General features: G+C 61.9%; 29 protein-coding genes. 8 read left to right on the top strand and 21 right to left on the bottom strand.

Features of this window, described 5'->3' with window-relative positions:
- Window positions 1-10 precede the first annotated feature (10 nt).
- Genes R1W00_RS08645 through R1W00_RS08625 form a run of 5 tightly spaced genes read left to right on the top strand, consistent with a single transcriptional unit; the run spans window position 11 to window position 4,441 of the window.
- Window positions 11-778: an ABC transporter ATP-binding protein gene (locus R1W00_RS08645; RefSeq protein ID WP_317262324.1), complete on the top strand. Its 768-nt coding sequence runs from the start codon at window positions 11-13 to the stop codon at window positions 776-778.
- Window positions 775-1,479: an ABC transporter ATP-binding protein gene (locus tag R1W00_RS08640; RefSeq protein ID WP_317262323.1), complete on the top strand. Its 705-nt coding sequence runs from the start codon at window positions 775-777 to the stop codon at window positions 1,477-1,479. Before R1W00_RS08645 ends, R1W00_RS08640 begins: the two co-directional genes overlap by 4 nt.
- Before the next feature lie 10 nt (window positions 1,480-1,489).
- Window positions 1,490-2,482, top strand: coding sequence for a branched-chain amino acid ABC transporter permease (locus R1W00_RS08635; RefSeq protein ID WP_317262322.1), 993 nt, complete (start codon window positions 1,490-1,492; stop codon window positions 2,480-2,482).
- 55 nt (window positions 2,483-2,537) lie between these two features.
- Complete coding sequence (locus R1W00_RS08630) at window positions 2,538-3,593, top strand: branched-chain amino acid ABC transporter permease (protein ID WP_317262407.1); 1,056 nt, start codon at window positions 2,538-2,540, stop codon at window positions 3,591-3,593.
- Window positions 3,590-4,441 carry an alpha/beta hydrolase gene (locus R1W00_RS08625; protein ID WP_317262321.1) on the top strand — a complete coding sequence of 284 codons (852 nt, stop codon included), beginning with the start codon at window positions 3,590-3,592 and terminating at the stop codon, window positions 4,439-4,441. The genes R1W00_RS08630 and R1W00_RS08625 overlap by 4 nt, the downstream gene beginning before the upstream one ends.
- A 73-nt stretch (window positions 4,442-4,514) precedes the next feature.
- Here R1W00_RS08625 and R1W00_RS08620 read toward each other — a convergent pair whose 3' ends face one another.
- The 16 genes from R1W00_RS08620 to R1W00_RS08545 form a co-directional block, all read right to left on the bottom strand.
- Window positions 4,515-6,167 carry an acyl-CoA synthetase gene (locus R1W00_RS08620; RefSeq protein ID WP_317262320.1) on the bottom strand — a complete coding sequence of 551 codons (1,653 nt, stop codon included), beginning with the start codon at window positions 6,165-6,167 and terminating at the stop codon, window positions 4,515-4,517.
- 2 nt (window positions 6,168-6,169) lie between these two features.
- Window positions 6,170-6,970 (bottom strand): enoyl-CoA hydratase, encoded by an 801-nt coding sequence (locus tag R1W00_RS08615; RefSeq protein ID WP_317262319.1) that lies wholly within the window; start codon window positions 6,968-6,970, stop codon window positions 6,170-6,172.
- A gap of 19 nt (window positions 6,971-6,989) precedes the next feature.
- Window positions 6,990-7,439: an OsmC family protein gene (locus R1W00_RS08610; RefSeq protein ID WP_317262318.1), complete on the bottom strand. Its 450-nt coding sequence runs from the start codon at window positions 7,437-7,439 to the stop codon at window positions 6,990-6,992.
- Window positions 7,440-7,457: 18 nt separating this feature from the next.
- Complete coding sequence (locus tag R1W00_RS08605; protein WP_317262317.1) at window positions 7,458-8,600, bottom strand: glycine cleavage T C-terminal barrel domain-containing protein; 1,143 nt, start codon at window positions 8,598-8,600, stop codon at window positions 7,458-7,460.
- Window positions 8,601-8,761: 161 nt separating this feature from the next.
- Window positions 8,762-9,253 carry an Lrp/AsnC family transcriptional regulator gene (locus tag R1W00_RS08600; RefSeq protein ID WP_317262316.1) on the bottom strand — a complete coding sequence of 164 codons (492 nt, stop codon included), beginning with the start codon at window positions 9,251-9,253 and terminating at the stop codon, window positions 8,762-8,764.
- A gap of 172 nt (window positions 9,254-9,425) precedes the next feature.
- Window positions 9,426-10,376 carry an SMP-30/gluconolactonase/LRE family protein gene (locus tag R1W00_RS08595; RefSeq protein ID WP_317262315.1) on the bottom strand — a complete coding sequence of 317 codons (951 nt, stop codon included), beginning with the start codon at window positions 10,374-10,376 and terminating at the stop codon, window positions 9,426-9,428.
- Window positions 10,373-11,665 carry a TRAP transporter large permease gene (locus R1W00_RS08590; RefSeq protein WP_317262314.1) on the bottom strand — a complete coding sequence of 431 codons (1,293 nt, stop codon included), beginning with the start codon at window positions 11,663-11,665 and terminating at the stop codon, window positions 10,373-10,375. Before R1W00_RS08590 ends, R1W00_RS08595 begins: the two co-directional genes overlap by 4 nt.
- Window positions 11,665-12,183 (bottom strand): TRAP transporter small permease, encoded by a 519-nt coding sequence (locus tag R1W00_RS08585; protein WP_317262313.1) that lies wholly within the window; start codon window positions 12,181-12,183, stop codon window positions 11,665-11,667. The genes R1W00_RS08590 and R1W00_RS08585 overlap by 1 nt, the downstream gene beginning before the upstream one ends.
- A 1-nt stretch (window position 12,184) precedes the next feature.
- The gene (dctP, locus tag R1W00_RS08580; RefSeq protein ID WP_317262312.1) at window positions 12,185-13,153 is read right to left on the bottom strand and encodes a TRAP transporter substrate-binding protein DctP; all 969 of its coding nucleotides are present in this window, start codon (window positions 13,151-13,153) and stop codon (window positions 12,185-12,187) included.
- A gap of 63 nt (window positions 13,154-13,216) precedes the next feature.
- Window positions 13,217-14,161 carry a tripartite tricarboxylate transporter substrate binding protein gene (locus R1W00_RS08575; protein ID WP_317262311.1) on the bottom strand — a complete coding sequence of 315 codons (945 nt, stop codon included), beginning with the start codon at window positions 14,159-14,161 and terminating at the stop codon, window positions 13,217-13,219.
- Window positions 14,158-15,195: an amidohydrolase family protein gene (locus R1W00_RS08570; protein WP_317262310.1), complete on the bottom strand. Its 1,038-nt coding sequence runs from the start codon at window positions 15,193-15,195 to the stop codon at window positions 14,158-14,160. The genes R1W00_RS08575 and R1W00_RS08570 overlap by 4 nt, the downstream gene beginning before the upstream one ends.
- Window positions 15,196-15,197: 2 nt before the next feature.
- Window positions 15,198-16,697 (bottom strand): tripartite tricarboxylate transporter permease, encoded by a 1,500-nt coding sequence (locus R1W00_RS08565; protein ID WP_317262309.1) that lies wholly within the window; start codon window positions 16,695-16,697, stop codon window positions 15,198-15,200.
- Between the two features lie 7 nt (window positions 16,698-16,704).
- The gene (locus R1W00_RS08560; RefSeq protein ID WP_317262308.1) at window positions 16,705-17,166 is read right to left on the bottom strand and encodes a tripartite tricarboxylate transporter TctB family protein; all 462 of its coding nucleotides are present in this window, start codon (window positions 17,164-17,166) and stop codon (window positions 16,705-16,707) included.
- Window positions 17,167-17,235: 69 nt separating this feature from the next.
- On the bottom strand, window positions 17,236-18,189 hold the full coding sequence (locus R1W00_RS08555) for a tripartite tricarboxylate transporter substrate binding protein (protein ID WP_317262307.1): 954 nt from the start codon (window positions 18,187-18,189) through the stop codon (window positions 17,236-17,238).
- Between the two features lie 24 nt (window positions 18,190-18,213).
- Complete coding sequence (locus R1W00_RS08550) at window positions 18,214-18,894, bottom strand: RraA family protein (protein ID WP_317262306.1); 681 nt, start codon at window positions 18,892-18,894, stop codon at window positions 18,214-18,216.
- Window positions 18,891-19,907: a hydroxyacid dehydrogenase gene (locus R1W00_RS08545; RefSeq protein ID WP_317262305.1), complete on the bottom strand. Its 1,017-nt coding sequence runs from the start codon at window positions 19,905-19,907 to the stop codon at window positions 18,891-18,893. The genes R1W00_RS08550 and R1W00_RS08545 overlap by 4 nt, the downstream gene beginning before the upstream one ends.
- A gap of 191 nt (window positions 19,908-20,098) precedes the next feature.
- On the opposite strand from R1W00_RS08545, the gene R1W00_RS08540 reads away from it, so the two are divergent.
- On the top strand, window positions 20,099-20,986 hold the full coding sequence (locus tag R1W00_RS08540) for a LysR family transcriptional regulator (protein ID WP_317262304.1): 888 nt from the start codon (window positions 20,099-20,101) through the stop codon (window positions 20,984-20,986).
- A 36-nt stretch (window positions 20,987-21,022) separates the two neighbouring features.
- Here R1W00_RS08540 and R1W00_RS08535 read toward each other — a convergent pair whose 3' ends face one another.
- Both R1W00_RS08535 and R1W00_RS08530 read right to left on the bottom strand, forming a co-directional pair.
- A complete protein-coding gene (locus tag R1W00_RS08535; protein WP_317262303.1) occupies window positions 21,023-21,214 on the bottom strand; it encodes a DUF2798 domain-containing protein in 192 nt (63 codons plus the stop codon).
- 31 nt (window positions 21,215-21,245) lie between these two features.
- Window positions 21,246-21,797, bottom strand: coding sequence for an NAD(P)H-dependent oxidoreductase (locus tag R1W00_RS08530; protein ID WP_317262302.1), 552 nt, complete (start codon window positions 21,795-21,797; stop codon window positions 21,246-21,248).
- Between the two features lie 144 nt (window positions 21,798-21,941).
- Between R1W00_RS08530 and R1W00_RS08525 the strand changes: the two genes are divergently transcribed.
- Both R1W00_RS08525 and R1W00_RS08520 read left to right on the top strand, forming a co-directional pair.
- Window positions 21,942-22,820 carry a LysR family transcriptional regulator gene (locus R1W00_RS08525; RefSeq protein ID WP_317262301.1) on the top strand — a complete coding sequence of 293 codons (879 nt, stop codon included), beginning with the start codon at window positions 21,942-21,944 and terminating at the stop codon, window positions 22,818-22,820.
- Entirely contained in the window at window positions 22,817-23,254 is a 438-nt protein-coding gene (locus R1W00_RS08520; protein WP_317262300.1) for a hypothetical protein, read from the top strand. The genes R1W00_RS08525 and R1W00_RS08520 overlap by 4 nt, the downstream gene beginning before the upstream one ends.
- A 73-nt stretch (window positions 23,255-23,327) precedes the next feature.
- Here R1W00_RS08520 and R1W00_RS08515 read toward each other — a convergent pair whose 3' ends face one another.
- The 3 genes from R1W00_RS08515 to R1W00_RS08505 form a co-directional block, all read right to left on the bottom strand.
- Window positions 23,328-23,669, bottom strand: a complete 342-nt coding sequence (locus R1W00_RS08515) for a zinc ribbon domain-containing protein YjdM (RefSeq protein ID WP_317262299.1) — start codon at window positions 23,667-23,669, stop codon at window positions 23,328-23,330.
- Window positions 23,670-23,778: 109 nt separating this feature from the next.
- Window positions 23,779-25,257 (bottom strand): NAD-dependent succinate-semialdehyde dehydrogenase, encoded by a 1,479-nt coding sequence (locus R1W00_RS08510; protein WP_317262298.1) that lies wholly within the window; start codon window positions 25,255-25,257, stop codon window positions 23,779-23,781.
- An 84-nt stretch (window positions 25,258-25,341) separates the two neighbouring features.
- Window positions 25,342-25,830, bottom strand: coding sequence for an Lrp/AsnC family transcriptional regulator (locus tag R1W00_RS08505; protein WP_317262297.1), 489 nt, complete (start codon window positions 25,828-25,830; stop codon window positions 25,342-25,344).
- Window positions 25,831-25,894: the final 64 nt, after the last annotated feature.

Genomic DNA, 25,894 nt, shown 5'->3' with positions numbered 1-25,894 from the left:
GAATGATCTGATGACGTCCCCATCCCTTGAAACGCGCGACCTGACGATCCGGTTTGGTGGTCACGTCGCGGTCAACAGCGTCTCTTGCGCCTTTCATCCGGGCGAATTGACGGTGATCGTCGGCCCCAATGGCGCGGGCAAAACCACCTATTTCAACCTGATCTCGGGGCAATTGCCCGCGACATCGGGCAGTGTGATCAAGGACGGCGCGGACATCACCGGCCTGTCCCCGTCCGCGCGCGCCCATCACGGGGTGGGGCGGGCGTTTCAGCTGACCAATCTGTTCCCGCAGCTGACGGTTCTGGAAAACATCCGACTGGCGGTTCAGGCGCGTTCGCGCGCGGGGTGGAGCATGTTTCGCCCCGTCGCCCATTTCCGCGACCTGACCCAAAAGGCCGAACATTACCTAGAGGCCACGCGCCTGTCCAAACTGGCCCATCAGACCGCCGCGACCTTGCCCCACGGGGATCAACGCAAGCTGGAGGTCGCGCTGTTGATGGCGATGGAACCCGACGTCTATATGTTCGACGAACCGACCGCGGGGATGAGTTTGGATCATGCCCCTGATGTGTTGGACCTGATCGCGCAGATCAAGGCGGACACGTCCAAAACGGTCCTCTTGGTTGAACACAAAATGGACGTGGTGCGCGCACTGGCCGACCGGATTATCGTGCTGCACAACGGCGAATTGCTGGCCGATGGTGATCCGGCCGAGGTCATGTCCAGCCGCATCGTGCGCGACGTCTATCTGGGTACCGCGACGGAGGAAACCGCATGAGCCTCTTGTCGATCCGCAATATGAAAACCAGCATCGGCCAATATGCCGTTCTGCATGATGTGAGTTTTGACGTGCCCGAGGGCGGGGTGTTCGTCCTGCTGGGGCGCAATGGCGCGGGCAAGACGACCACCTTGCGTTCGATCATGGGGCTGTGGTCCGCGTCGCCCGGATCGGTGACGTTCCGCGGGCAGGACATCACAGGCATGCACACCGCCGATATCGCGCGGCTGGGCATCGCCTATGTGCCCGAAAACATGGGTATCTTTGGCACGCTGACGGTGGATGAGAACCTGATCCTTGCCACCGCGAACGGCAAGTTCGACAAGGCGCGTTTGGCCCGCATCCACGAATTGTTTCCCGCGTTGGAACGGTTCCGCGACAAACAAGCGTGGAGCCTGTCGGGTGGGCAGAAACAGATGCTGTCGGTGGCGCGCGCGATTATTGAACCGCGTTCATTGATCCTGATCGACGAGCCGACCAAGGGCCTTGCGCCGTCAATCGTCGCCGCCATGGCCGAGGCGTTTCGCGAGATTTCGCAGAGCACCACGATCCTGCTGGTCGAACAGAACTTCAACTTTGCCAAGAGCCTTGGGCGCGACATGGCGGTGATTGATGACGGGCGCGTGGCGCATGCGGGCACCATGGCCGATTTCGTCGCCGACCTTGATCTGCAGGACCGCCTGCTCAGCCTTTCTGTGTGAGGACCCCGATATGACTGCACTCACTCAAACTTTGGGACGGGCGGGGGGCGTGAACCTGTTGCCGGTCTTTATCGCGGTGATCGCCTTTGTCCTGATCGGCGCGCCGTCGTCGTGGATCACCCTGACCGTGGCGGGATTGGCCATGGGGATGATGTTGTTCCTGATGGCCTCGGGCCTCAGCCTTGTATTCGGCCTGATGGACGTTCTGAATTTCGGCCATTCCGCCTTTGTCAGCTTTGGCGCCTTTATCTCGGCCACGGTTCTGGCGGGGCTGGGCGGTTGGTTGACGGCGGACAGTTGGGCGCTCAACTCAATGGCCCTGATCGCGGCCTATCTGGCGGCGATTACATTCGGCCTGATCGCCGGTTGGTTTTTTGAAACCGTGATTATCAAGCCCGTCTACCGCGACCACCTGCGTCAAATCCTGATCACCATCGGCGCGATGATCGTGGCCGAACAAACCATCCTTGCCTTTTGGGGGGGCACGCCGTTTTCCGTGGCGCGCCCCGCGTTCCTAGAGGGGTCTTGGATCATCGGCGACGTCTCGATCGAGATCTACCGCGCCTTTGCCTTTGCCCTTGGGGCGGCGGTGTTTGTGATGCTTTATGTCGTGTTGAACCGCACGCGGATCGGTCTGCTGATCCGCGCGGGCGTCGAGGACCGCGAGATGGTTGAGGCGCTTGGGTTCCGTGTGGACCGGTTGTTCATCGGGGTGTTCATGCTGGGCTCGGCGCTTGCCGCGCTGGGGGGCGCGATGTGGGCGGGGTATGAGACGTTGATCACCCCGCATATGGGCGCGGACCTGATGATCGTGGTGTTCATCGTGGTGATCATCGGCGGTCTTGGCTCGATCGAGGGGACGCTGCTTGGCGCGGTGCTTGTTGGGTTGATGTCGAACTATGTGGGATTTCTGGCGCCGAAACTGGCGCTGGCGTCCAACATGATCCTGATGGTGGCGATCCTGATGTGGCGGCCCAACGGCTTGCGCCCTGCGGTCAAGTGAGGGGAACGAGATGAGCGATACCATGACCCACACCCCCGCAAACACCGGCACCATAATGGTCAAGGGCGTGGTTGCCCTGATCGCCGCGTTGCTCCTCTTCGCGCCGTTCCTGTTTCAGGACGTCCGGTCCCTAGAGGTCGCTGCGCGCATCTGCATCTTTATCGTTCTGGTGGCCAGCTTTGATCTGTTGATCGGCTATACCGGCATCGTCAGCTTTGCCCATACGATGTTTTTCGGGTTCGGCGCCTACGGGGCGGCGATCCTGTTGAAACAGATGGGGCCGGGGTGGACGCCTGTGATCCTTGGGGCGCTGGCCGGTGTCGGCGTGTCCTTGGTGTTTGCGGTGGTGATCGGGCTGCTGTCCCTGCGGGTCAAGGCGATCTTTTTCGCGATGATCACCCTGGCCGCCGCATCCGTGGTCTTGGTTCTGGCGTCCCAACTGTCGCAAATCACGGGCGGCGAGGACGGGATCATCTACAAATCCCCCGACCTGTTCAAAACCGCGACCAAGCTGGCCGTGGATGAGGATGGCAAGGTCCTGCGCATTTGGGGCGTGCGGTTGAACGGCAAACTGGCCGCGTATTACTTCGTCTTTGCGACCTCACTGATCCTGTTTCTGGCGATGCTGCGGTTCGTCGGGTCCCCCTTTGGCACGGTGCTCAAGGCGATCCGCGAGAATGAGGCGCGCGCCGAGGCCATCGGATACCGCGTCGTGGCCTATCGCACGGCGGTGTTCTGTTTGTCGGCGGCCATCGCGTCGCTGGCGGGGACGGTCTATGCGGTCTGGCTGAAATACACGGGGCCGGACACGGCGCTGTCGTTTTCGATCATGATCGACATCCTGCTGATGGTGGTGATCGGCGGCATGGGCACCATGTGGGGCGCGGTGATCGGCGCGGTTCTGATGATCCTTGCGCAATATTACCTGCGCGATCTGATGGGCGCGGCGGCCGAGGCGACGGCGAACATCCCCGTGCTGCCTCAGCTTTTGGCGCCGGATCGGTGGCTGTTCTGGTTGGGGATCATCTTTATCCTGTTGGTCTATTTCTTTCCAAAGGGCATCGCCGGCACCGCGATGGAGCGTGGCGCAGCAAAAGGGGGCGGCGCATGATCGCCCCGCGCTTTGCCCTGATCCCCGTGATGGATCACGAAATCCACGTCACCGAATGGGGCGATCCGTCGGGCAAGCCTCTGGTGATGTGGCACGGTCTGGCGCGCACGGGTCGGGATTTCGACGAACTGGCCGCCGCCCTGTCGGACCGGTATTTCGTGATCTGCCCCGATACCATTGGGCGCGGCCTGTCCAGTTGGTCCACGAACCCCGAGGCCGAATATTCCGTGGAATATTACGCGGGAATCGCGGCCGACCTGTTGGATCACTACGGGTTTGCCAGTGCCGATTGGCTGGGCACGTCTTTGGGCGGGTTGATTGGGATGCGGATTGCCTCGGGGTCGCAGGCCGACCGCCTGTCGTCCCTGATCATCAACGACATCGGTCCCGAACTCCCGCAAGAGGCCATTGACCGCATCGTCACCTATGTTAGCGACCCGCCCGAGTTCGCCACCGTGTCCGCGGCCGAGGCATGGTTGCGCGCGGTCTATCGTCCCTTTGGCCCCGCGCCGGATGGTTATTGGCGGCGCATGGCGCGCACGTCTCTGCGCCGGTTGGACAGTGGCAAGTTGGCCCTGCATTACGATCCGCGCATCACCGTTCAATTCACCGCATCGCGCGCCGAACTGACGTCATGGGATCGCTATGGGCGGATCACAACGCCCTGTCACGTCATTCGCGGGCGGACGTCCGATTTGTTGACGACGGATATTCTGGACCTGATGCGCCAACGCGGCCCGCGCCCCGATGCGACCGAGGTCGACTGTGGTCACGCGCCCAGTCTGGTCACGCCCGAGGGCGCGGATCTGATCCGCAGCATCCTGCACAGCCTGCGATCCGATGGGTGAAAACATAAAAAACGGCCCACCAGTCGCGCGAATGGTGGGCCGTCGGCGTTTGACCTGATTTCCCGCAATCGGGTCAAACGGTCTCGGGGTGCTGTGCCATCTCGCGCGCCTGTTCGCGCAGGGCGAATTTCTGGATTTTACCGGTCGAAGTGCGCGGGATCGTGGTGAAGACGAACCGCCCCGGCACCTTATAGGGGGCCAAACTATCGCGGCACCATTGGCGCAGGGCGTCGGGATCTGGCGCGTGCCTCTCGGCCAGTTCCACAAAGGCACAGGGCGTTTCGCCCCATTTGTCATGCGGCATGGCCACCACCGCCACAACGGCGACCGAGGGATGCCGATAGAGCGCCTCTTCGACCTCGATCGACGAGATGTTTTCGCCGCCTGAAATGATGATGTCCTTGGACCGATCCTTGAGCTGGATATAGCCGTCGGTATGCATCACCCCAAGATCGCCGGAATGGAACCAGCCGCCTGCAAAGGCCTCTTGCGTGGCTTTGGGGTTGCGGAAATAGCCCTTCATCACAACATTGCCGCGAAACATGACCTCACCCATGGTTTTGCCGTCGCGGGGGACGGGGGTCATGGTTTCGGGGTCCATCACGGCCAGCTGTTCCAGCGGCAGATACCGCACGCCTTGGCGCGCCTTGAGGCGGGCCTGTTCGTCGGCGGGCAGGTCGGACCAATCGCTGTGCCAGTCATTGACCACCGCAGGCCCATAGGTTTCCGTCAGACCATAGAGGTGCGTCACCTCAAATCCGGCGGTCTTCATATCGGCCAGAACCCGCTCGGGCGGCGGGGCGGCGGCGGTAAAGAACTGAACGTCATGATCCAGCGCGCGCTTTTCGCCCTCCGGCGCCCCGATCAGCAGGGACATCACAATCGGTGCACCGCACAGGTGCGTGACGCCCTCATCCGCCAATGCAGACCAGATCGGCGCGGCGCGCACCTGACGCAGGCAGACATGCGTGCCCACAATCGCCGACAGGGTCCACGGAAAGCACCAGCCGTTGCAATGAAACATCGGCAGGGTCCACAGATAGACCGCGTGCTTGCCCATCGACGTGGTCAGGGCATTTCCCTGTGCCAACAGATAGGCCCCGCGATGGTGGGACACGACGCCCTTGGGGTCACCGGTGGTGCCCGAGGTGTAGTTGATCGAAATTGCGTCCCATTCGTCCTCGGGCATTAGCCACGCATAGTCAGGATCGCCCCCGTCCAGAACCGTTTCGTAATCGGTGGTGTGGGGCAGGGCGGGCGTGTCGCTGTGAAACTCGGGGTCGTCGCTAAGGATGATGTCGGGTGTCACGGCGCACAGGTGCAGGGCCTCTTGCAGGAGGGCGGTAAATTCCCGATCTACGATCACCACCTTGGACATCGCATGGTCTAATTGGAACGCGATGATCGCCGCGTCGAGGCGGGTGTTGATCGAATGCAGGACCGCGCCACACATCGGCACGCCGTAATGGCATTCCAGCATGGCAGGCACGTTCGGCAAGAGGCACGAGACCGTATCCCCGCGCCCGATCCCGCGCTGCGCAAGGGCAGATCCAAGGCGGCGCGCACGCTCATAGAACGCGCCATAGCTGCGGCGCAGGGACCCGTGCACAATCGCGGTATGGTCGGGAAATACGGTGGCCGCCCGTTCCAGAAAGGTCAGCGGCGTCAGGGGCTGATGGTTGGCGGGGGTGCGGTCCAGATCGGTGTTATACGGGTTCTGGGTCATGGTTAGGCGTCCTGCCAGTGGGGGGTGCGCTTGTCGATAAAGGCGGCGATGCCTTCTTGGGCGTCGCGGGCCAGCATATTATCGACCATCACCTGAGACGCATAGGCATAGGCGTCTGCCAAGGGCATCTCGCGCTGTGCGTAAAAGGCGCGTTTGCCGGTGGCCAATGTCATCGACGATTTCGCGGCGATCTCGGCGGCGATGGCCATGGTCTGCGCACGCAACTCGTCCGGTGCCACGGCAAAGTTGACCAACCCCATCTCGGCGGCGCGTGCGGCGGGCATCATGCGCCCCGTCAACAGCATCTCCATCGCGTGCTTGTTTGATACATTGCGCGACAGGGCCACCATCGGGGTTGAGCAGAACAGCCCGATGTGAACCCCCGGCGTGCTAAAGCGGGCAGTTTCTGCGGCGACCGCCAAATCGCAACTGGCCACCAATTGGCACCCCGCAGCGGTGGCAATACCCTGAACCTCGGCGATGACGGGTTTGGGACAGGCGACAATGGCCTGCATCACCGACGAGCACAGCGACATGACCTTGGTGAAATAGGCCCGTCCGCCGTCCGGCGCGTCACGCCCTGCGGTCATTTCCTTGAGATCGTGACCGGCGGAAAAGGCGGGGCCGTCGGCGGCCAGAACGATCACCCGCACCGCAGGGTCCCGTCCCGCCGCGTCAAAGGCGCTGGCCAGCGCGTCCAGCATCGCCTCGGACAGGGGATTGCGGCGCGCGCCGTCGTTCAGGGTCAGACGCAGGATGCCGTCGGTATCAAGGTCGCGCAACAGAAGGTCGCCGGTGCTCATGACGTGGGTCTTTCAGGGGTTAGAGAATGTTGATTTCAACGCTGTCGGCCAAGGTATTGGCGATAAAGCAATAGCGGTGCGCGCGGTGCTGCATCTCGGCGAGGTCGGCGTCGCTGACCGTGAAGCCGGTGTCGAAACGGACCACCGGATGCAGGTCGATCCGCGTGACCGACATCTGCCCGCGCGGGTTCTTGCCCAGATGCGCCTCGGCATAGTCGTGATAGCTTGCCACCGGCCAGCCCGCCTTGGCGCAGAGCGCAAGGAAGGTCATCATGTGGCAACTGGACAGGGCTGAGGCCAAGGCCTGTTCGGGGTTTGTGTTGTCGGGATCCCCTCCCCAATCTGGGGCGGAGTCCACGGTGACGTCATAGTGGCTGTTGAACTGGACCCGATGCGCGTTCGAATAGGCGCCGGTGTGCAGGGCCGGACTGGCCCGATGCCAGTGAAGCTGGATCGCGAGGTCGGACATCTGTCGATACGCGGGCGATCAGGCTGCAGCGATTTTCTTTTTAGGGTCGTAGAACGGGCGCTCGACAATGGTGGCACGCACCGGCCCCGACTTGGTGACCACCTCGACCTCGGCACCGATATTGGCGTGCTCGGTCGCGACCATGGCTAGTGCGATGTTACGCTCAAGACGCGGGGAATAGACGGCCGAGGTCACTTTGCCGATGGTTTCGCCATCCATATTGATCGCCCAGAACGTTGTGTTCGGACCGGTCAGCGGTTCACAGTCGATGATCAGGCCGATTTGCTGGCGTGCGGGGCCTTGGTCCTTGATCCGTTGCAGGGCGGCCTTGCCGATGAAATCCGCCTCCATATCGAGGCTCACCAGACGCCCGAGGCCCAGCTCATAGGGGTTGGTGTGGATGTCGGCATCCGCGTGATAGGACAGCATCCCGCCCTCGATCCGGCGGATCGACGAGGTGTGACCCGGTTTCAGGCCGTGCTCCATGCCCGCCGCCATGATGCGTTCCCACAGGGCGTCGCCACGGCTGCCATCGCGCAGGTAGATTTCATAGCCAAGCTCGCTTGACCAACCGGTGCGCGACACGATCAGGGGAATGCCGTCCAGATCGACCTCGCGCAGCCAGTAGTATTTCAGGTCCATGATCTCTTCGCCAAAGAGTTCTTGCATGATCAGGCCGGATTTCGGGCCCTGCAGTTGCAGCGGCGAGACATCGGGTTCGCAGATCGACACGTCCAGACCGGAATGCACCGCCACACCCTGTGCCCAGAGCAGGACGTCGCTATCGGCCAGCGAAATCCAGAAATGGTTTTCGGCAAGGCGCAGCAGGATCGGGTCGTTCAGGATGCCGCCCTCGGCGTTGGTGATCAGGACGTATTTGCATTGGCCGACCGCCATGCTCGACAAATCGCGCGGGGTCAGCATCTGGACGAATTTCGCGGCGTCGGGGCCGGTGATTTCGACCTGACGTTCGACGGCCACATCGCACAGGATCGCGTCGTTCACGAGGTTCCAGAAGTTCTGTTCCGGATCACCGAAATCGCGCGGGATGTACATGTGGTTATAGACCGAAAAGCCCTGAGCGCCCCAGCGGACGGTCGCGTCGAAATAGGGGGACTTGCGGATCTGGGTGCCGAAGCCGAAATCGTCTGCCTTGTTCATCTGTATCGCCTTGTTTCCACGGGACCATTCAGGTCGGTGTCTCTATCTGTGGCGAAAGATGTAGCGCCGGATTGCGCAGATTTCCGGACCAAAAGAATTGGCTTTGACAGGCCGTTCAGACCGATTTTCGAGGCCCCGAAAGTCCGTTCAGACGCGCGATGTCAGTTCGCGCCCTGTGCGATCAGTTTTGCGACATTGGGCTGAATCGACTTGATTCTGCGCGTGGCGATGTAGGTCATATAGCGGTCGATGCCGATCTCGGACTCAAGCAGGGTTTCCATCAGGGTCTGGAACGCGGCAAGGGTCGGGGTAAACACGTGCAGGACGTAATCCATCCCCCCACCGGTCGCGATGCACAGGGTCACCTCGTCAAGGGTCTGGATCATCGCCTCGAACCGGTCGAAATCGGCCTTGCGGTGATGGGTCAGGGAGACAGTCACGATGACTTGGGTGAAATCGGCAATCCGCTCAAGCGCAAGGGCCGCGTGATAGCCGTTGATATAGCCCGCCGCCTTGAGGCGATCCAACCGCGCCCAGCAGGGGGTCGGGGACAGGTTCACCAGTTCGGCCAGACGCGTTTTGCTCAGCTGTCCGTGCTGTTGCAGGGCGCTGAGTATGCGAATGTCGGCGGCATCCAATCCGGTGGATTTCATGTTCATATACCCTCACCAAACCAAGGGCGCGCATGTCGCCATGTCCCTCGGCACGCAATATCCTTGCTTCTATGCCGCAAAGACCGTGCCTCTGGAAGATGTCTTGTGAGGTGTGCATGATGCAAAAGTCGGGCCGCAGGCCGCCACAGACAGGCGGCGGCCTGTGGCGGGGCTAGATCGCGCCGGAATACATTGCCGCGCCCGAAATCCCCAGATGTTCGGGGAACTCGGCGCGTAGGATGCTGCCGCTGTCGGATTCGGTGATGAACAACGTTCGCCCATCCGGCCCGCCAAAGGCACAGTTGGTTGTCCCCAAGCCGCGGGGCGACCGCACCACCGCGATGGGACGGCCCAGAACGTCATGCACCCAGACCAGACCCATGCCCGTCTGACAGACCACAACGCCCCCCGAGGACGTTAGCGCAAGGCCATCCGGTCCCGCACGTCCGCCCGAAAACTGGATAAACAGGCCTGCCTTGTTCACCCGACCCGAGGGCGACATCGGCAACCGCCAGACCGCATTGGCCCGCGTCACCGCCAAGAACAGGACATGCTCGGCCAGATCAAGGACAAGGCCGTTGGGACTGGGCACTTTGTCGATCAGACAGGTCAGGGCACCGGTATCAGGTTCCCAGCGATAGACGCGCCCCGTGGGATCTTGCAGGCCCGTCTGGCCCTGATCGGTGAAATAGAGCGACCCGTCCCGCCCGAAATGCAGGTCGTTGACGCCTTTGAACCCTTCGGTATCCGCATCGCCCAGAACCTTGGTGACGCTGCCGGTGTCGGGGTCCAACTGCATGATCCCGTTCTGATAGTCGGCAAGGAAAATGCGACCGTCCTGATGGATTTTCAGGCCGTTGGGCTGGCCGTTGTATTCCGTGATCTGGGTGATCTCGCCCGCAGGGGAGGCCCGAAACACGCGGCCAAAAGGGATATCGACGAAATAGAGGTTCCCCGCGCGATCAAACGACGGCCCTTCGAGAAAGCTATCGGCGGGCTGACCGCGCCGGTTCTTTTCGGCCCAATAGGACGGCACCCCCGGACGGCGCAATGCGTCCGGAAGGGCGGTAAAGACCTCGGCGTCGATGATGACGGGATCGGGAAACGGATAGGTAGGTGTCATCCGAACGTGAACTCCGGCAGGAACAATGCGATCTGCGGCGCCGCAATCAGCAACAGCATAAACGCAACGATGATGATGAAAAACGGCAAGGTGCCCATGATCACATCCTCGACCTTAACCTCGCTCGACGAACTGGCCACCACGAACAGGATCACCCCAAGGGGCGGGGTCAACTGGCCCAGTTCCACAAGGATCACCACAAACACACCGAACCAGATCGGATCGACGTCCAGCGCGACAAGCGCCGGAAAGATCACCGGTACGATGATCGCGATCATGCCCAGACCTTCCATGAAACACCCAAGGATCGCGAAGACGACCATGATGATCAACAGGAACGTCAGGCGCGAGACATTGGCATCCTCAAGCATCGCCACAAGGTCCTCACCAATCCCCGACAGGGCGGTGGCATAGGCAAAGATCATCGAGGTGAACACGATGAACAGGATGTTGCCGCTCATCGAGGCGGTCCGCGACAGGGCCTCGCGCAGCAAGGACCAGCTGAGACGACGATAGATGCCGGAAATCAGAACGGCACCGACGGTGCCCACGGCTCCGGCCTCGGTCGGGGTGGCGAAACCGCCATAGATGCTGCCCAAGACAATCACGATCAGCATCAGAAATGGCACGATGTCCAACAAGGCGCGCCCCAATTCGGGCAGGGTGGCGCGGGTGTCGGTTTTCGGGGCCAGCGACGGGTTCCACAGAACGCGCGCGACGATGAACCCCATATAGCACAGCGCCAGCACAATCCCCGGCACCAGACCGGCGGCAAACAGGCGCGCGATCGAGGTCTCGGTAAAGGTGGCGTAGATAATCATGGTGATCGAGGGCGGGATCAGAATGCCCAGCGTCCCACCAGCGGCCAGCGATCCGGCCACCAGACGTCGGTTATAGCCGCGCGCGGACAGTTCGGGCAGGGCAACGGTGGACATGGCTGCCGCCGTCGGGGCCGAGCCGCCCGAGATCGCCGCGAAAATGCCGCTGCCTGCGATGTTGGTGTGCAGCAACCCACCCGGCAGACGGCGCATGAACAGGGCGACCCCGTTATAAAGCCGCGTCGACAGGCCCGACCCCAACAGGATTTCGGCCATCAGAACAAACAGCGGGATCGCCGCAAGGGTAAAGCTGTTGGCCGCGCCCCAGCTGACGATGCCAAGAGCCTTCCAACCGGCGAACCCTTTCAGCAGCCAGATATAGGTCAGGCCAGCCCCCGCAACGGCGAATTGCACCCACATCCCCCCAAGGATGAGGCCGATCAACAGACCGAATGCCAAAATCGCTTCCATCAGGTATCACTCCGCGTGGTGGAGAAGGTCAGCAAGAACTGCTCGACCAAGAAAAAGCCAAGGACACTAAAGCCCAGCGGCGGAACAATCTGCGGAATCCACAAAGGTGTGCGCAGAACGGTGGGCGCGAATTTCCCGCGGCTGAATGAGCTCAGCGTCAGGTCCTTGGTCTTCCACGCCAACAGGATGCAGATCGCAATCGCGATCAGGGCGAAAATCCGCACCAACCATTTGCGTGTGCCCTCGGGCCAGTTGTCCAACAGGAAATGCACCTGAAACATGGCGCGCCCCCGCAGGGCCAGAGAGGCCCCGAAGAACGTCAGGAACACCACGCAATAGCCGGTGACCTCTTCGGCAAAGCCAAGGGAATAGTTGAACACCCCGCGCAAAAAGGCCTCGGTGCAGACCAACAGGACCAGACCCGTCAGAACGGTCCCACACAGGACCGCCGTGACCCGCGCGCCGAAATCGAAAATGGGACCAGCCGAAGCCGGTCCCGTCTTGATATCGCCTACCATCTTATTTGCCGATTGCAGCGCGCACAGTGTTCAGCGCGTCTACATATTCGGGACCGTTTTCCGCAGCCCATGCTTCCCAGAACGGGGCCAGCTTGGCGTTTGCGGCGGCGGCGTCACCTTCGGCTGCGGCGACAAGGGTCATGCCCGCCTCGGACTGGGCTTTTTTCTGAACCTCTTCGTCCTCAAGAAAGGCAGCGGTGGTTTTCGGACCTTCTTCGGCGACGATCGCACGCAGGGTGTCCTGCGTTTCAGGGGACAGCGCGGCAAAGCTGTCGGCGTTGGCGATGATCATCGAGTTGCCGTAGTTCACAGCAAAGCGGTAGTTATAAGGCAGGAATTCATGCCATTTCTTGGCCCCGCCCGCGCTTGCGGTCAGAACGCCTTCGATCACGCCACGCTCCAGAGAGGTCGGCACTTCGGACCCCGACAGGGTGATGGCCGCGCCGCCGAATTCCTGAATGAACTGGCCCTGCTCGGGCGAGGTCACGCGGATCTTGTGACCCTCAAGGTCGGCAAGGCTGTTGATTTCGAAGGTGGTGAAAATCGTCTGCTCGGGATAGCGGTAGCCGCCCAGCAGCACCACACCCTGTTCGGCAAAGGCGTCAACCAGAGCCGGTTCCATGGCGGCATAGGCCTTGGCCCATTCGTCGTCGTTCTCGATCAGCATCGGCAGGTTCAGAACCCGTGCAAGCGGGACGTTGCCCGAGAAGAAGAAATCCGCCGCCATGTCGATCACGCCGTCACCCACAGCTTGGGTGATGTCGGCCGACGCGATTTGCAGCGTTTTGCCAAGGTGCAGGTCAATCGACAGGTCGCTGTCGGCGGCCACGCGCTCGGTGATGCGGTTCATGCCTTTGACAGCCGAGGTCGTCGAAACCGACGAATAGGTATAGGCGGTCCAGTCGTCAGCCTGTGCCACGGTGGCGGAAACGGCGATCAGGGCAGCGGCCCCAAGGGTCTTCAGTGTCATCGATTCGTCCTCAAGAGGGTAAGGTAAAAGGGATGCGCGGGGCGTCGCCGCCCCGCAACCGGATTATTTCCAAGGGGTCTCGGCCCAGATATCGGCGGCGACTTGGTTTTGTGCGGCCGCGGTTGCTGCAAAATCGTCGCCAACCATGAATGCGATCGGGTTGCCTTGCTCGGCCATCATGGTCTGAAAGTCGGGATTGGCGTTGACGGCACTCAGGGCGGCGCGCAGTTTTTCTGCGGTCTCCGCGTCCATATCCGCCGGTCCAACGATCCCGCGCAGGGACGACATTTTCACGTCATAGCCCAGCTCGGCCGCGGTCGGAACATCGGGACGGAACGCCGAGCGTTCATCGGCCAGCACCGCCAGAACGCGCAGCTCGTCAGGGAAGTTCGTGGTCTGGCCAAGGGTCATTGTCCCCGCCGCCACATGGCCACCCATGATCGCCGTGCGGGCGTTCGAGGCCCCTTTGAACGGCACGATGGTGAATTCCACACCCGAGGCCGCCGCCATCATATTGGCCGAGAAATGGTCGTTGCCGCCCAGCGACGACAGGCCCACGGTAATCGCGCGCGGATCGGCCTTGGCCGCCGCCAGCAATTCGTCCAGCGTCTGATAGGGCGAGCTTGCCGCGACGGTGATGGTGTTGGGATCTTCGACGAAGTTCGCCAGATAGGTAAAGCTGGTGACGTCGTAATCCGCCTCACGGTCATGGGTCAGCGCCAGAGCAGCGGGCAGGTTGAACGTGCCAAGCGTATAGCCGTCCGCATCTGCGCCGGCCACTTCGGTGAAACCGATCTGACCCCCCGCGCCGGGCATGTTCTTGACCACGACCGATGCCCCGTCGCCCAGTTCCTGCTCAAGGAACTGCGAAACTGTGCGGGCCATGACATCGGTGCCGCCACCGGCGGAATATCCGACGATCACCTCGACCGGTTTTTCGGGGTATTCGGCCAGCGCGGCAGTGGCGCCAAGCCCCAGCGCGATCACCGCGCCTAGTGTTTTCCTCATGATGGTTTCCTCCCATTATCATGTGCGAAAATCTGTTCTGTGATGCCGTAGGTGCGGGCCGCGCTCTGCCAGAAGAGGGCGTCGCGGCTGTCCTGCGAATGACCGGCGGTCAGACGCTTGAACGCGTTCCACAGCGTGCGATAGGAATACTGTCCCTTGTCGACGGGAAAGTTGCTCTCGAACATGGCGCGGGTCGGGCCGAACAGGTCGATGCAGGTGTTCACCCACAGCGCCCAGTCCCCCGCCAGTTTCAGAGACGAGGGCGGGCGCGGCGCATCGCCATAGCGCCAGCCCATGACGTTCAATCCGAAGCCACCGATCTTGACCCGCGTGTTAGGCAGATCCGCCAGACGGGCCATCGCGTTGCGCCACGCGGTAAAGGTTTCAGGGGCGAACCGGTCATGCGGGCCAACGCCCAAGGGACCGCCGCAATGATCAATGACCACGGTCAGATCGGGCAGGGCGGCAGCGAGGGCATAGACCTCATCCAACTGGGTTTGATAGGCCCAGATGTCCAGGCACAGACCGTGCTCGGCCACGGCGCGTGCGCCCTCAAGAAACGCCGCACTGCGCAACAGGCCGTCGGGCGGCGGGTTGGGATTGCTGCGCACCGCCGGATCGGGATGCCACGCGGTGGTGTTGCGGATGCCGCGCAGACGTCCGTCGGCGGCCGCGCTGAGGGCGTCCAGAACAGGGCGCACCGCGTCGCCCAGTTGCAGGTCCGCCATGGCGACAATCGCGGCGGGAAAGGTCGGGTGGCCTGCGGTCCAGTTCAGGATCGTTTCGACCTCGCCCACGGGGCGCAGGTCCTTGGGGCCTTCGGTGCGATAGCCGGTGCGACATTGCACATAGACACTGGCGCGCAAATCATGCCCCGCGCAAACATCCCCCATCAATTCCTCTGTGCGATAGCGGCCCTCGGGGCGGTCCCACAGATGGTGGTGGGCATCAAGGATCGGCTGATCCGGCGCAAGAACCTTTTCTTGCGCCAGAGCGAGCCAATCCTCGCGCACTATGTGATGGGGGCTGTTCAAGATCAGGCCTTTGCCTTGGCGTCAAACAGGCGCCGTTTCAGGATCGGACCGACCACAACCGCAACGGTCAGCGCCACAAGGATCAGGCTGGTGGTGTTCTGGAACAGAACGCCCCAGTCACCGCGACCAATCCGCAGGGCAAGGCGCAGGTTCTCTTCGGCAAAGCTACCAAGGATCAGGCCCAAAACGACGGGTGGCAGCGGGAACTTGAGCTTGTCCATGATCCAGCCGATCGCGCCAAAGCCCAGCATCATATAGACGTCAAACATGCGGCCATGGATCGAATAGACCCCGATCAGCATCAGAACGATGATCACCGACCCCAGCAACGGGCGCGGCAGGTTCAACAGACGCGCAAAGCTGTTGGTGGCAAGCGAACCGCCCAGAAAGATCAACAGGATCGCACCGAACAGGAACTGCCACATAAAGCCGAACACCACATCGGGGTTTTCGCGAAACAGCATCGGTCCGGGCTGCAGGCCATGCACCAGAAGACCGCCCAACATGACCGCCGCCACAGCCGTCCCCGGAATGCCAAGGGTCAGGGCGGGGATCAGGGCCGACGCGGTATCGGCGTTGTTCGCGGTTTCTGCGGCGGCCACGCCTTCGGGTTCGCCGTTGCCCCATGTGTCAGGGGTTTTGGAGCCGCGGCGCGCCTCGTTATAGGACATGAACGCGGCCATGGATCCACCCGCACCGGGCAGGATGCCGATCCAGATGCCGATGAACGAGCCACGTAGCCACGTTTTCCAGAACCCCTTCATGCGCGGCATGGCCTTCCACATGGATTGGGTGCCCAGTTTCGAGCCGGTCACGCCATCGGTCTTGAGTGGGGTTTCCAACAGGTCGATCACCGGCGGCAGGGCATAAAGACCGACCAGCAGGATCACGATGTTGATCCCGTCCAGCAATTCCAGCGCCCCAAAGGTAAACCGGTCGTTGCCGTAAATCGGGTCGGATCCGACCACGGAAACAAAGACGCCGAAACAGGCGCTGATCAGGCCCTTGATCGGGTTGCCGCCCAACAAAAAGATGATCGAGGCAAGGCCGAACACCGCGACCCAGAACACCTCGGACGGGCCGAACAGCAACGTCACTTTGGACAGGGGCGGCGCCAATAGCATCAAGGCAAAGGCCGACGCGATCCCGCCAATGGCCGAAGACACCACCGCGACCTGCAGGGCAAAGCCGCCTTCGCCCTTTTGGGCCATGGGATAGCCGTCAAATGTGGTCGCGACGGCGGCGGGGGTGCCCGGAATGCGCAGCAAAACCGCAGGGATCGCGCCGCCATACATGGCCCCGTTATAGATGCCCGCCATCAGGCCGAGCGCGACAAGCGGCTCAAGGCCAAAGGTAAAGGGCACCAGAACCGAAATGGCCATTGTGGCCGACAGGCCCGGCATGGCCCCCACGACGATGCCCGCGATCACGCCGATGATGACGGCGGCAAAGTTGGCGAGTGCAAAGACGTTGGGCAGTGCGCTGAGAAGATCGGAATACATGGCGTGCTTAGTCCTTCCACAAGCGACCGGTGGGGAAATCCTGTGACATCCCGAAATCGAAGATCAGCCAGATCGTCCCGACGACGATCACCGTGGCCGCCAACAGGCCCAGCGGCGCGCGATAGCCAAAGGCCCAAGCGACAAGCGGGATGGTGATGGCGGTGCTGATGTAGAAACCGATGAAATCCGCGGCCAAGGCATAGGCCACGATCAAAAGAAACGCCCCGATTACCCGTTTGGGCGACTTGGTCACGGGGGCGGGGGCCTCACCCTTGGCGGCGCGGCGTTGGTCCATGGCCAAAAGGGCCACCGACAACACGATCAACCCGATCAGCATCGCCGCAGGCAACAGGGCCGAGATCGGGCGCAGTTCGGCCGTAGGGATCAACAGGGCACCGGCGACGATGACGATGCCGACGGCGGTCAGGGTCTCGGGCCGCATCAGGCGGGGCTTGGGGGTATCGGACATGGTGGGGTTCCGTTTCAGAGGATCGGAGTGCGCGGGGACATCGGGAGGAGCCCCCGCGCACCAAGGGCCTTAGTTCCAGGGGGTCGTTTCCCAGGTTTCCTTGGCCAGATCGAAGAGACCGTCGGTCAGCGTGCGGAAGTCCTCGCCGGTGACGACCTCAACAGGGTTGGCCGTGTCGGTCATCGCTTGGATGAACTCGGGGTCCTGTGCGGCCTTTTCGAACGCGTCACGCAATTTCGCGGCCACGTCCTCGGGCAGGCCAGCCGGCGCAACGACGCCCCGCATCGAGCCATTGATCAGGTCCAGACCCTGCTCACGGAAGGTTGCAACCTCAGGCGCGAAATCCGAACGCTCTGCTTGGGCGATGCCCAGCACGTTCAACTCACCCTGAAACTTGGCGATTTCGGAGACGTTGAAGATGCCGACGGCCACGTGGCCACCCATCACCGCCGTCCGCGCAGGGGCCGAGCCCTTGAACGGGACGATGGTGAAATCGGTCTCGGTCTGTTTTTGCAGTTTGATCAACAGGAAATGATCGTCGCCACCAAGGCTGGACATGCCGACGGTGATGGCAAACGGGTTTTCCTTGGCCGCCGCAATCAGATCGTCCACGGTTTCGATGCCGCTGTCTTTGGAGGTCACGATGACGTTGGGGTCATTCACGACATTCGCCAGATAGGTAAAGCTGTCGCGATCATAACCGGCCTCACGGTCCAGCGTCCGCGCCATCATCCCGGGCAGGTTGAACGTCCCAAGCGTATAGCCGTCCGCGTCCGAACCGGCGACCTCGGTGATGCCGATCTGACCCGATGCGCCGGGCATGTTTTTGACAACGATGCTGCTGCCTTCGCCGAGGTATTTCTCGACGAACGGCATGGTGGTGCGGGCCATAACGTCGGTGCCGCCACCGGCGGAATAGCCGACGATCACCTCAATCGGTTTCTCGGGATATTCGGCCTGCGCCGCGCCAGCGGCCAGAACCAGTGCGCCAATTGCGGCAGCGGTTTTTACGAATTTATGCATGTCTCTCCTCCGTTCATGCAGGTGTTAGGCGTCGGGCAGGATGCAGCCGCGCGCGATCAACGCGCGGTCGACCCAGCTCCGGTCGTTGGTGCCGGCCTCAATCGCGGCCATCTGTTTGATCTCGGCGGCGGATTTGGCTTCGGTGGCTTTCAGGATCTCCTCGGCGCCGTCGATCGGAACGCTGAGAACCCCATCGGAATCGCCGATGACGATGTCGCCGGGGTGGATCACCATGCCGTCGATGGCGACGGGGACGTTGATTTCGCCGGGGCCGTCCTTGTACGGGCCACGGTGGGTGACACCGGCGGCATAGGTCGGCAGGTTGGTTTCACGGAAGTTGTCCAGATCGCGGATCGCGCCGTTCAGGACAAAACCGACCACGCCACGCTTGATCGCATAGGCCAGCATCAGTTCCCCCATCAACGCATTGGCCAGATCGCCACCGGCATCCACGACGATCACGTCGCCGGGGACGGCCATGTCGATCGCCTTGTGCAGCATCAGGTTGTCACCGGGGCGCGCCTTGACGGTCAGGGCCACACCGGCCATGCCGCCAGAGCTGTGCATCGGGCGCAGGGTCGGACCGGCGGCGGTCATGCGCGACATGCTGTCCGAGACATTGGCGACCGGCAGCTTGGCGAATGCGTCGACCAGTTCTTTGGACGCGACGCGCTCACGGTTCAGGATGCGAAAGCCGATGGTCATTGTTTTTCCTTTACTTGGGCTGCGGGCGCCTGTGCGGCGGCCAGCATTTTGCGATTGACGATGCGTTCCTCGGGGACCGGCTGACCGTCGATGATCTGAAAGATGCCGCGTACGGCATCGACGCCGACGCGCACGCCCGCCTGACGGGTGACGCCGCCGATATGCGGGGTCAGGACGATGCGGGGTTCGGCGAAAAAGGGGTGGTCGGCGGCGGGCGGTTCCACCGCGAATGTGTCCAGACCGGCACCGGCCAGATGGCCGCTCTGGATCGCGTCCAGCAGGGCGGTCTCGTCAATCAGGCCCCCGCGCGCGGTGTTCACGACATAGGACCCTTCGGGCATGCGCGCGATGGTCTCGGCGTTCAGGATCTGGCGGGTTTTTTCGGTCAGGGGGCAGTGCAGGCTGAGGATATTGGACTGGGCGCAAAGATCCTCAACCGTGGCGCAACGGGTCACGCCAAGCTCTTCGAACGCGCTGTCGGGCGCAAACGGGTCATAGCCGATCAGGTTCAGGCCCAACCCCTTGGCCATGCGCCCCGTGGCCTGAGCGATAGAGCCCATCCCCATCAGGCCCATGGTTTGCCCCGCGATCTCGCGCCCCGAGAACCCGGGTTTTTCCCAGCGACCGGCGCGCAAACCGGCGTCCAGCGGCAGGATGCGTTTGACACTGGCCAACAGCAGGGCAATCGCGTGTTCGGCCACGGAAACAGCGTTCGCACCGGTGGCGACCAGAACGGGAATGCCGCGATCCGCCGCCGCCTGCAGGTCGATGTTATCGACGCCCACACCGTGTTTCGAGATCACCCGCAACTGGGGACCTGCGTCCATCACCTCGGCGTCGACACGACCCATCCGCGACACGATCCCGACCGCGCCGGTCTCTTGCAACAGCTGCGAAATCACCGCGCTGTCGGCATAGGCCGGGGTATGGACCGTCTGGTACCCGTGATCCAGCACCAGCTGTGCCGCTGCCGGATCCAGATCGGGTCCCGTTACGAGGATAGTCTTGCTCATCGCGCATGTCTCCATAGCGTCCCGAGAGGTCGGGGCGCGCCATTTCGTTTCCGTAATTTTTCGAAATCCCCGCTACGGCCTCCCAAGCCGATGGCAGGATTTCCTCCTTGGAGCGGGACCCTAAGAAAAAGAATGACTTCACAACAGCGCGTAATTCTGGTTATTAAATTAAGAAAAGCTGGATGTAGGCGATGGATACGCGACAATTGCGCACACTTTTGGCCATTCAGGCGCATGGCACCTTTGCGCTGGCTGCAGACGTCGTGAACCTGACGCCCTCTGCGGTTAGCCAACAAATTCAGGCGCTTGAGGATGAGTTGCAGGTGACTGTGTTTGACCGCAGCACCCGCCCGCCGCGCCTGACACCGGCGGGGTTGCAGGTGACCGAAATGGCGCGCGATATCCTGCGCCGTGAAGAGGATACAAAGGCCAGTTTGCGCGGAGATCAGATCGCGGGGACGCTTATGCTTGGCTCGGTCCGGTCGAGTGCGCTGAACCTTTTACCACGTGCGATGGTAGAAATGCGCAGCCGCTATCCCGACCTCAAGTCCAGCTTGCGGGTCTCGCTGTCCGCGAACCTGATCGCGGATGTGGCGGCGGGGCGTCTGGATGCGGCGATTGTGGCGGAACATGTCGGCTTTCCCAATGCCCTCCGGTGGAGCCCGTTTTTGCGCGAACCTCTGTGGCTGATCGCGCCAGAGGGGACGGTGGGCGACGATCCGATTTCGATGCTGAACAGTCTGCCCTATATCCGGTTTCGCAGTGCCGTGCCCTTGGCCAACCTGATTGACGCCGAGATTTCGCGCCTTGGGGTGGTGACGCATGATGTGGCGGAAATTGATACGATCGGGTCCATCGTGACCTGTGTGCGCCAAGGTCTGGGCGTGTCGATTGTCCCGCATGTGGCCCTGCAAGAGCCCGAGGACATCGACCTTGTCCGCCTGCCGTTCGGCAAGCCACAGATCAACCGCCAGATCGGGATTGTCGAACGTACCGTGTCGCCGCGGGGCGAAATCATCGCGCGGCTGCATGCCATTCTGGCCGAACTCTGTGGTCCATACGGGGTGGATCGGACCTAGGGGCCGCATCCCGACACTGCGGGATGTGGCGTTGGTTTAGGGCAGGGCGCGGTCGACCAATCGGTCCGACATGCGGCGCAATCCCGTCCCGAACAGCATGTCCAGCGTAAAAGCCACAGGCAGGGCGATCAGAATGCTGCGCCCCCAGACCTCTAGCCATTGAACGGTCGCGCCGAACTCTAGCAAGGTGAAAAGGCCCGACAGGGACACGGACATAAAGGTCGACATGACCAATGACCCTGTCAGGCGGCGAATGCGGTTATGCTGCATCTTTTTGAACGGCGTTCGTGGTCAGGGCCTCGGCCGCTGCGGTCAAATCGGCCAGAACCTCATCCGCGGTGATCGTGCCGGTGTCGGCGTCATAGACGTCATAAAAGCTGCCCACAGATACGGCGCCGCGCAGGTCCACGCCGAAAAACGGGGCCGATCCTTTGGCCGCGGCCAGAACGCTTGCGGCACCTGCGGGACCGGGCGAGGTCGACAGGAACAGGGCCGGTTTGTCCTGATAAACCTTCTGGTCAATGCGGCTGGCCCAATCGAACAGGTTCTTATAGGCGGCGGTGTAGGACCCGTTGTGTTCGGCATAGGATACGACCACGGCGTCGGCGGCCCCGATCTTGTCAAAGAAGGTCCGCGCGGCATCGGGCACGCCGATCTCTGCTTCACGGTCGGTGCTGTAAAGGGGCAGGTCGTAGTCGTTCAGGTCCAACAGCTCGACCTCCGCACCCGGTACCAGACCGGCGGTAAAGCGGGCCAGTTCCTTGTTGATCGAGGTCTTGGAGTTGCTTGCGGCAAAAGCGAGGATTTTCATGTGTCGTCTCCGGTTGTTCGGGCAGAGGGTCGGGCGATGCGACCCCGTGTTGATGTCTGATCCCTACTTAGGGCGTCACATGAGCAATTGATAATATCGAATTTTCACGATAATGATCCATTAAATAGATCAGGTTGGGTCGCTATGACATTGGAACAGTTGATCGTCCTGCATGCGATCGTCGAACACGGAACCTTTCGCGCGGCGGCCGAGCATTTGCACAAGGCCCAATCGGCGGTCAGCCACATGTTGAAAAAGCTGGAGGACGAGATCGGGTTCGAATTGGTGTCGCGGGAGGCCTATCGCCCCGCGCTGACCGAACGCGGAGAGGTCTTCTATCGCCACGCCACTCGCGTGTTGCAACGGATGCAGGACCTGAAATCGGTGGCGGCGACCTTGGGGTCGGACCAAGAGGCCGAGGTCGCGCTGACGGTCACGGCGACCTATCCTCTTGCGCCGATCCTGTCTTTGATCAGTGACATGACCGCACGGTTTCAGGCGACCCATATCAAGATGGGGCGCGATAACATGGGCGGCCCTCTGGAAAAGCTGATGGCGGGTGAGGTGCAGATCGCGATCTCGACCCTTGATGAGGCCCCTATGGATCGGGTGGAGGCGCTGCCGCTGGGGCCGGTGCGGATGATCCCCGTGTGCCATCCCGATTTCGCGCCCGCGCGCGGCGACGGGATGACCTCGGACGCCGAAATGCAGACCCATATTCAGGTCGTCGTCTCCGATAGCGCCCGCGAAACCACCCAAAGCAAGGGCCTGTTGCCGGGCGGGCTGCGCTGGACCGTGTCGGATTTCGGTACCAAGAAAGAGATCCTGCTGGCCAAAATGGGCTGGGGCGGGATGCCGGATTTCCTGATCAAGGACGAACTGGAGGCGGGCAGCTTGGTCCCGCTCAGCATTGAAGGCTATCCGCCCGCGCAGGTCCTGCACTATGCCCTGCGTCGCCGCGACATGGTGCACGGCACCGTGGCTCAGGCGATTTGGGATCAACTGCGCGGCGGCTCAGAATGAGTGATTTGACTGTCATTGAGAAATTGACGCGAAACGGTTGCGTATTTGAGGTGTTGGGCCCCGATACGGCCAAAACGCGTGCGGTCAATGCCGCGTTTGAGGTAATGGTTCCCAAGCTTGACGCGGGGGCAGAAGTAAACTGGGCAAAGGGGCGTGAGGTCACGGTCGAGGTGTCCGAAACCTACGCAGACCTTTTTGATCGTACCGCCGCGCGTCTCAGACAGATCTTCGGCGATGTCCTTGCCGGACAGGAGGTGACGGTCATCCCGTTCAATATGAACGACCCGACAATTGTTTTGTCTGCCTGTGAGGCCAGCAATGCAGTAGAGATTTTGCTTGAGCTAGAGCCGCTGTGGATGGTCGTATTTTCGAAGGGCTGGGTCTTTGAATGGCGACGGGTTGGGCATACCACATCAGGCTATTTCGACGGCTAACAGCAAAGGGTGCGACGCGCGCGCGTTCCCAGAACGCTGCGCGGTGTTGCCATGAACTCTGTGGAGACTTGGGTTACCCCGAGATCTTTTTGACGAATTCGGATTTCAGGCCCATTTGCCCGATGCCCGGCACCTTGCAGTCGATGTCGTGATCGCCGTCGACCAGACGGATGTTGCGCACCTTGGTGCCCACTTTGACCACGGAGGAGGACCCTTTGACTTTGAGGTCCTTGATCACCGTCACATCGTCCCCGTCGTTCAGGACATTGCCGACGCTATCACGCACGACCGGCGCGTCGTCGGACGCGGCACCCGGGGCCCATTCGTGACCGCATTCGGGGCAGGTCAGCAGGGCGTCCACTTGGTACGTGTAGACAGAGGAACATTCGGGGCAGGGGGGCAATGAATCGGTCATAGTGCAGCTATAGCGCTATGTCCGCACCCTCACCACTGTTTATGCGCGATCCGCGTGGTCGGGCAGTGGTCCCCGCGCGCGGTGGCGCGCAGAATCCGGTGCTCGTCGCCTAGCCCCAATCGCGGCAGACGTATTTCAGTTCGGTGAACGCCTCCATGCCTTGGCGCGCCCCTTCGCGGCCAAGCCCCGATTGTTTGGCCCCGCCAAATGGGATTGGGGCGCCTGTGACCTTGGTGCGGTTCACGGCCACCATGCCGAACTGTAACCGGCGGCTCATCCGGTGGATCTGGCGGGGGTCGGTGCTGTGGACATAGGCGACCAGCCCGTATTCGGTGTCGTTGGCGCGTTGGGTCACTTCGGGTTCGCTGTCAAAGGGCAGGATCGCCGCCACGGGGCCAAAGGTCTCTTCGTGCAGGATCAACGCATCCTCGGGCACATCAGACAGGACGGTCGGTTGATAAAAGAGCGGCCCCAGCGCGTGGCGCGCGCCCCCACAGGCCAGCGTTGCCCCCTTGGCAAGGGCGTCGGCGACATGGGCCTCTTGTTTGGCAATGGCGGCGGCGTTCATCAGGGGGCCGATATCAGGGTCCTCCATGCCGTGTCCGACCGTCAACCGTTTGGTGGCCGCGATGAATTTCTTGCAAAACGCGTCATAGATCGGGCGTTCCACGAAAATCCGGTTCGCGCCGAGGCAATCCTGACCCGAGGTGGCGAATTTCGCCTTGATGGTTTCCTCGACCGCCTTGTCCAGGTCCGCGTTCTTAAACACGATCACCGGCGCGTGCCCGCCGAGTTCCATCACCAGTGTTTTCATCGTATCCGACGATTGCCGGTACAACAGCTTGCCCACCTCGGTCGACCCCGTAAACGACAGGGCCCGCACGCGGGTGTCGGTGGTCCATGGTTCGACAACGGTGGCGGGACGCCCCGTGACCACGTTGAACACACCGGGCGGAAAGCCTGCGCGCTCGGCCAGTTCGGCAAGGGCCAGCGCGCTGAACGGGGTCTCGCCCGAGGGATGCGCCACAACGGTACAGCCCGCCGCCAGAGCCGCCGCCGCCTTGCGCGTCAGCATGGCCGAGGGAAAGTTCCACGGCGTGATAAGGGCGACAACGCCCACCGGTTCGCGCCACAGTTCCATCTCGGCGTCGGGCAGGTGGCTGGTGACGCCTTCGACATTGGGACGTTTGGCCTCTTCGGCATAGAATTCGACAAAGTCGGCCCCATAGCCGATTTCGCCGCGCGCCTCGGACAGGGGTTTGCCCTGTTCCAGAACCATGATCCGTGCGAGGTCCTCTTTGTGCTCCAGTTGCAGTTCATACCACCGGCGCAGGATCGCCGCGCGCTGTTGGGGTAGGATTTCGGACCATGTCTGAAACGCCTTTTGCGCGGCGTCGACGGCGGCGCGGGATTCATCGGCGGACAGGGCGGCGACCTCGCCCAGATGGGCACCTGTCGCGGGGTTGCTGACCAACAGCGACTCACCCGAGGCGGCCTGATGCCATTTGCCGTTAATGTAGGAAAAGGAGCGGATCAGCCGCTTGTCCTTGATATCGGCCTCGCCCGAAAAGAAAACCGCGTCCAACATGATGACCCTCCGTCTGTGATCTGACCCAAGGATGGCAGAGCAAACCCGAGGAAATGACCAAAGACAGGCCGTGTGGCAGATGAATCATCTGCCAGAGGCGATGCTTGCCAGAAGGTCTATCGGCAAGGTGCCGGGGTCCTTGACGGTTTTGGTGACAACATAGGTGAAATAGCGGCTTAGGCCGAGGCGGGCCTCAAGCATGTCGTCGATCATCCGCTGATAGGCATCAATGTCGCGCGTCACCACCTGTAACAGATAGTCAAACCCGCCCCCAAGCGCCCAGCATCCCGTGACCTCGTCATAGCGTTGGATCGTGGTCTCGAATTTCTGGAAACTGGCCGCCGTGTGATCCGACAGTTCGATCACCGCAAAAACCGTGACATGCGGGCCCAGCTTGCGCAGGTCGATGCGCGCGCCAAAGCTCTGGATCAGGCCCGCGTTTTCCAGTTTGCGCAGCCGTTCCCAGCAGGGTGTTGGCGACAGGCCGATACGCTCGGCGAGGGCAGCTTTGGAAATCCGGCCCTCGCGGGTGAGGGTCGACAGGATCTGAAGGTCACGGTCGTCAAGTTGCATAAGGGCTTGGTGGCGGGCCGAGGGCAGGGTGTCAAGCGTTGTGCGCGCGATGGACCGGCAGGGG

Origin of the sequence: Rhodovulum sp. FJ3, assembly GCF_032918305.1 — a bacterium.
Taxonomy (GTDB): domain Bacteria; phylum Pseudomonadota; class Alphaproteobacteria; order Rhodobacterales; family Rhodobacteraceae; genus SAT37.
The sequence above is the reverse complement of the archived record's forward strand: the minus strand, read 5'-3'. Positions and strand labels throughout refer to the sequence as shown.

What these genes read in the sequence shown, in the direction of transcription:
- R1W00_RS08620 (WP_317262320.1), bottom strand. Translation starts at nt 6,167, where the DNA reads ATGACCCAGAACCCGTATAACACCGATCTGGACCGCACCCCCGCCAAC.
- R1W00_RS08640 (WP_317262323.1), top strand. Translation starts at nt 775, where the DNA reads ATGAGCCTCTTGTCGATCCGCAATATGAAAACCAGCATCGGCCAATAT.
- R1W00_RS08630 (WP_317262407.1), top strand. Translation starts at nt 2,538, where the DNA reads ATGGTCAAGGGCGTGGTTGCCCTGATCGCCGCGTTGCTCCTCTTCGCG.
- R1W00_RS08590 (WP_317262314.1), bottom strand. Translation starts at nt 11,665, where the DNA reads ATGGAAGCGATTTTGGCATTCGGTCTGTTGATCGGCCTCATCCTTGGG.
- R1W00_RS08535 (WP_317262303.1), bottom strand. Translation starts at nt 21,214, where the DNA reads ATGTCGACCTTTATGTCCGTGTCCCTGTCGGGCCTTTTCACCTTGCTA.
- R1W00_RS08635 (WP_317262322.1), top strand. Translation starts at nt 1,490, where the DNA reads ATGACTGCACTCACTCAAACTTTGGGACGGGCGGGGGGCGTGAACCTG.
- R1W00_RS08625 (WP_317262321.1), top strand. Translation starts at nt 3,590, where the DNA reads ATGATCGCCCCGCGCTTTGCCCTGATCCCCGTGATGGATCACGAAATC.
- R1W00_RS08550 (WP_317262306.1), bottom strand. Translation starts at nt 18,894, where the DNA reads ATGACCATCGGCTTTCGCATCCTGAACCGTGAGCGCGTCGCGTCCAAA.
- R1W00_RS08510 (WP_317262298.1), bottom strand. Translation starts at nt 25,257, where the DNA reads ATGTTGGACGCGGTTTTCTTTTCGGGCGAGGCCGATATCAAGGACAAG.
- R1W00_RS08525 (WP_317262301.1), top strand. Translation starts at nt 21,942, where the DNA reads ATGACATTGGAACAGTTGATCGTCCTGCATGCGATCGTCGAACACGGA.
- R1W00_RS08540 (WP_317262304.1), top strand. Translation starts at nt 20,099, where the DNA reads ATGGATACGCGACAATTGCGCACACTTTTGGCCATTCAGGCGCATGGC.
- R1W00_RS08505 (WP_317262297.1), bottom strand. Translation starts at nt 25,830, where the DNA reads ATGCAACTTGACGACCGTGACCTTCAGATCCTGTCGACCCTCACCCGC.
- R1W00_RS08595 (WP_317262315.1), bottom strand. Translation starts at nt 10,376, where the DNA reads ATGACACCTACCTATCCGTTTCCCGATCCCGTCATCATCGACGCCGAG.
- R1W00_RS08605 (WP_317262317.1), bottom strand. Translation starts at nt 8,600, where the DNA reads ATGAACAAGGCAGACGATTTCGGCTTCGGCACCCAGATCCGCAAGTCC.
- R1W00_RS08645 (WP_317262324.1), top strand. Translation starts at nt 11, where the DNA reads ATGACGTCCCCATCCCTTGAAACGCGCGACCTGACGATCCGGTTTGGT.
- R1W00_RS08565 (WP_317262309.1), bottom strand. Translation starts at nt 16,697, where the DNA reads ATGTATTCCGATCTTCTCAGCGCACTGCCCAACGTCTTTGCACTCGCC.
- R1W00_RS08615 (WP_317262319.1), bottom strand. Translation starts at nt 6,970, where the DNA reads ATGAGCACCGGCGACCTTCTGTTGCGCGACCTTGATACCGACGGCATC.
- R1W00_RS08575 (WP_317262311.1), bottom strand. Translation starts at nt 14,161, where the DNA reads ATGAGGAAAACACTAGGCGCGGTGATCGCGCTGGGGCTTGGCGCCACT.
- R1W00_RS08610 (WP_317262318.1), bottom strand. Translation starts at nt 7,439, where the DNA reads ATGTCCGACCTCGCGATCCAGCTTCACTGGCATCGGGCCAGTCCGGCC.
- R1W00_RS08560 (WP_317262308.1), bottom strand. Translation starts at nt 17,166, where the DNA reads ATGTCCGATACCCCCAAGCCCCGCCTGATGCGGCCCGAGACCCTGACC.
- R1W00_RS08515 (WP_317262299.1), bottom strand. Translation starts at nt 23,669, where the DNA reads ATGACCGATTCATTGCCCCCCTGCCCCGAATGTTCCTCTGTCTACACG.
- R1W00_RS08585 (WP_317262313.1), bottom strand. Translation starts at nt 12,183, where the DNA reads ATGGTAGGCGATATCAAGACGGGACCGGCTTCGGCTGGTCCCATTTTC.
- R1W00_RS08545 (WP_317262305.1), bottom strand. Translation starts at nt 19,907, where the DNA reads ATGAGCAAGACTATCCTCGTAACGGGACCCGATCTGGATCCGGCAGCG.
- R1W00_RS08530 (WP_317262302.1), bottom strand. Translation starts at nt 21,797, where the DNA reads ATGAAAATCCTCGCTTTTGCCGCAAGCAACTCCAAGACCTCGATCAAC.
- R1W00_RS08600 (WP_317262316.1), bottom strand. Translation starts at nt 9,253, where the DNA reads ATGAAATCCACCGGATTGGATGCCGCCGACATTCGCATACTCAGCGCC.
- R1W00_RS08520 (WP_317262300.1), top strand. Translation starts at nt 22,817, where the DNA reads ATGAGTGATTTGACTGTCATTGAGAAATTGACGCGAAACGGTTGCGTA.
- R1W00_RS08555 (WP_317262307.1), bottom strand. Translation starts at nt 18,189, where the DNA reads ATGCATAAATTCGTAAAAACCGCTGCCGCAATTGGCGCACTGGTTCTG.
- dctP (WP_317262312.1), bottom strand. Translation starts at nt 13,153, where the DNA reads ATGACACTGAAGACCCTTGGGGCCGCTGCCCTGATCGCCGTTTCCGCC.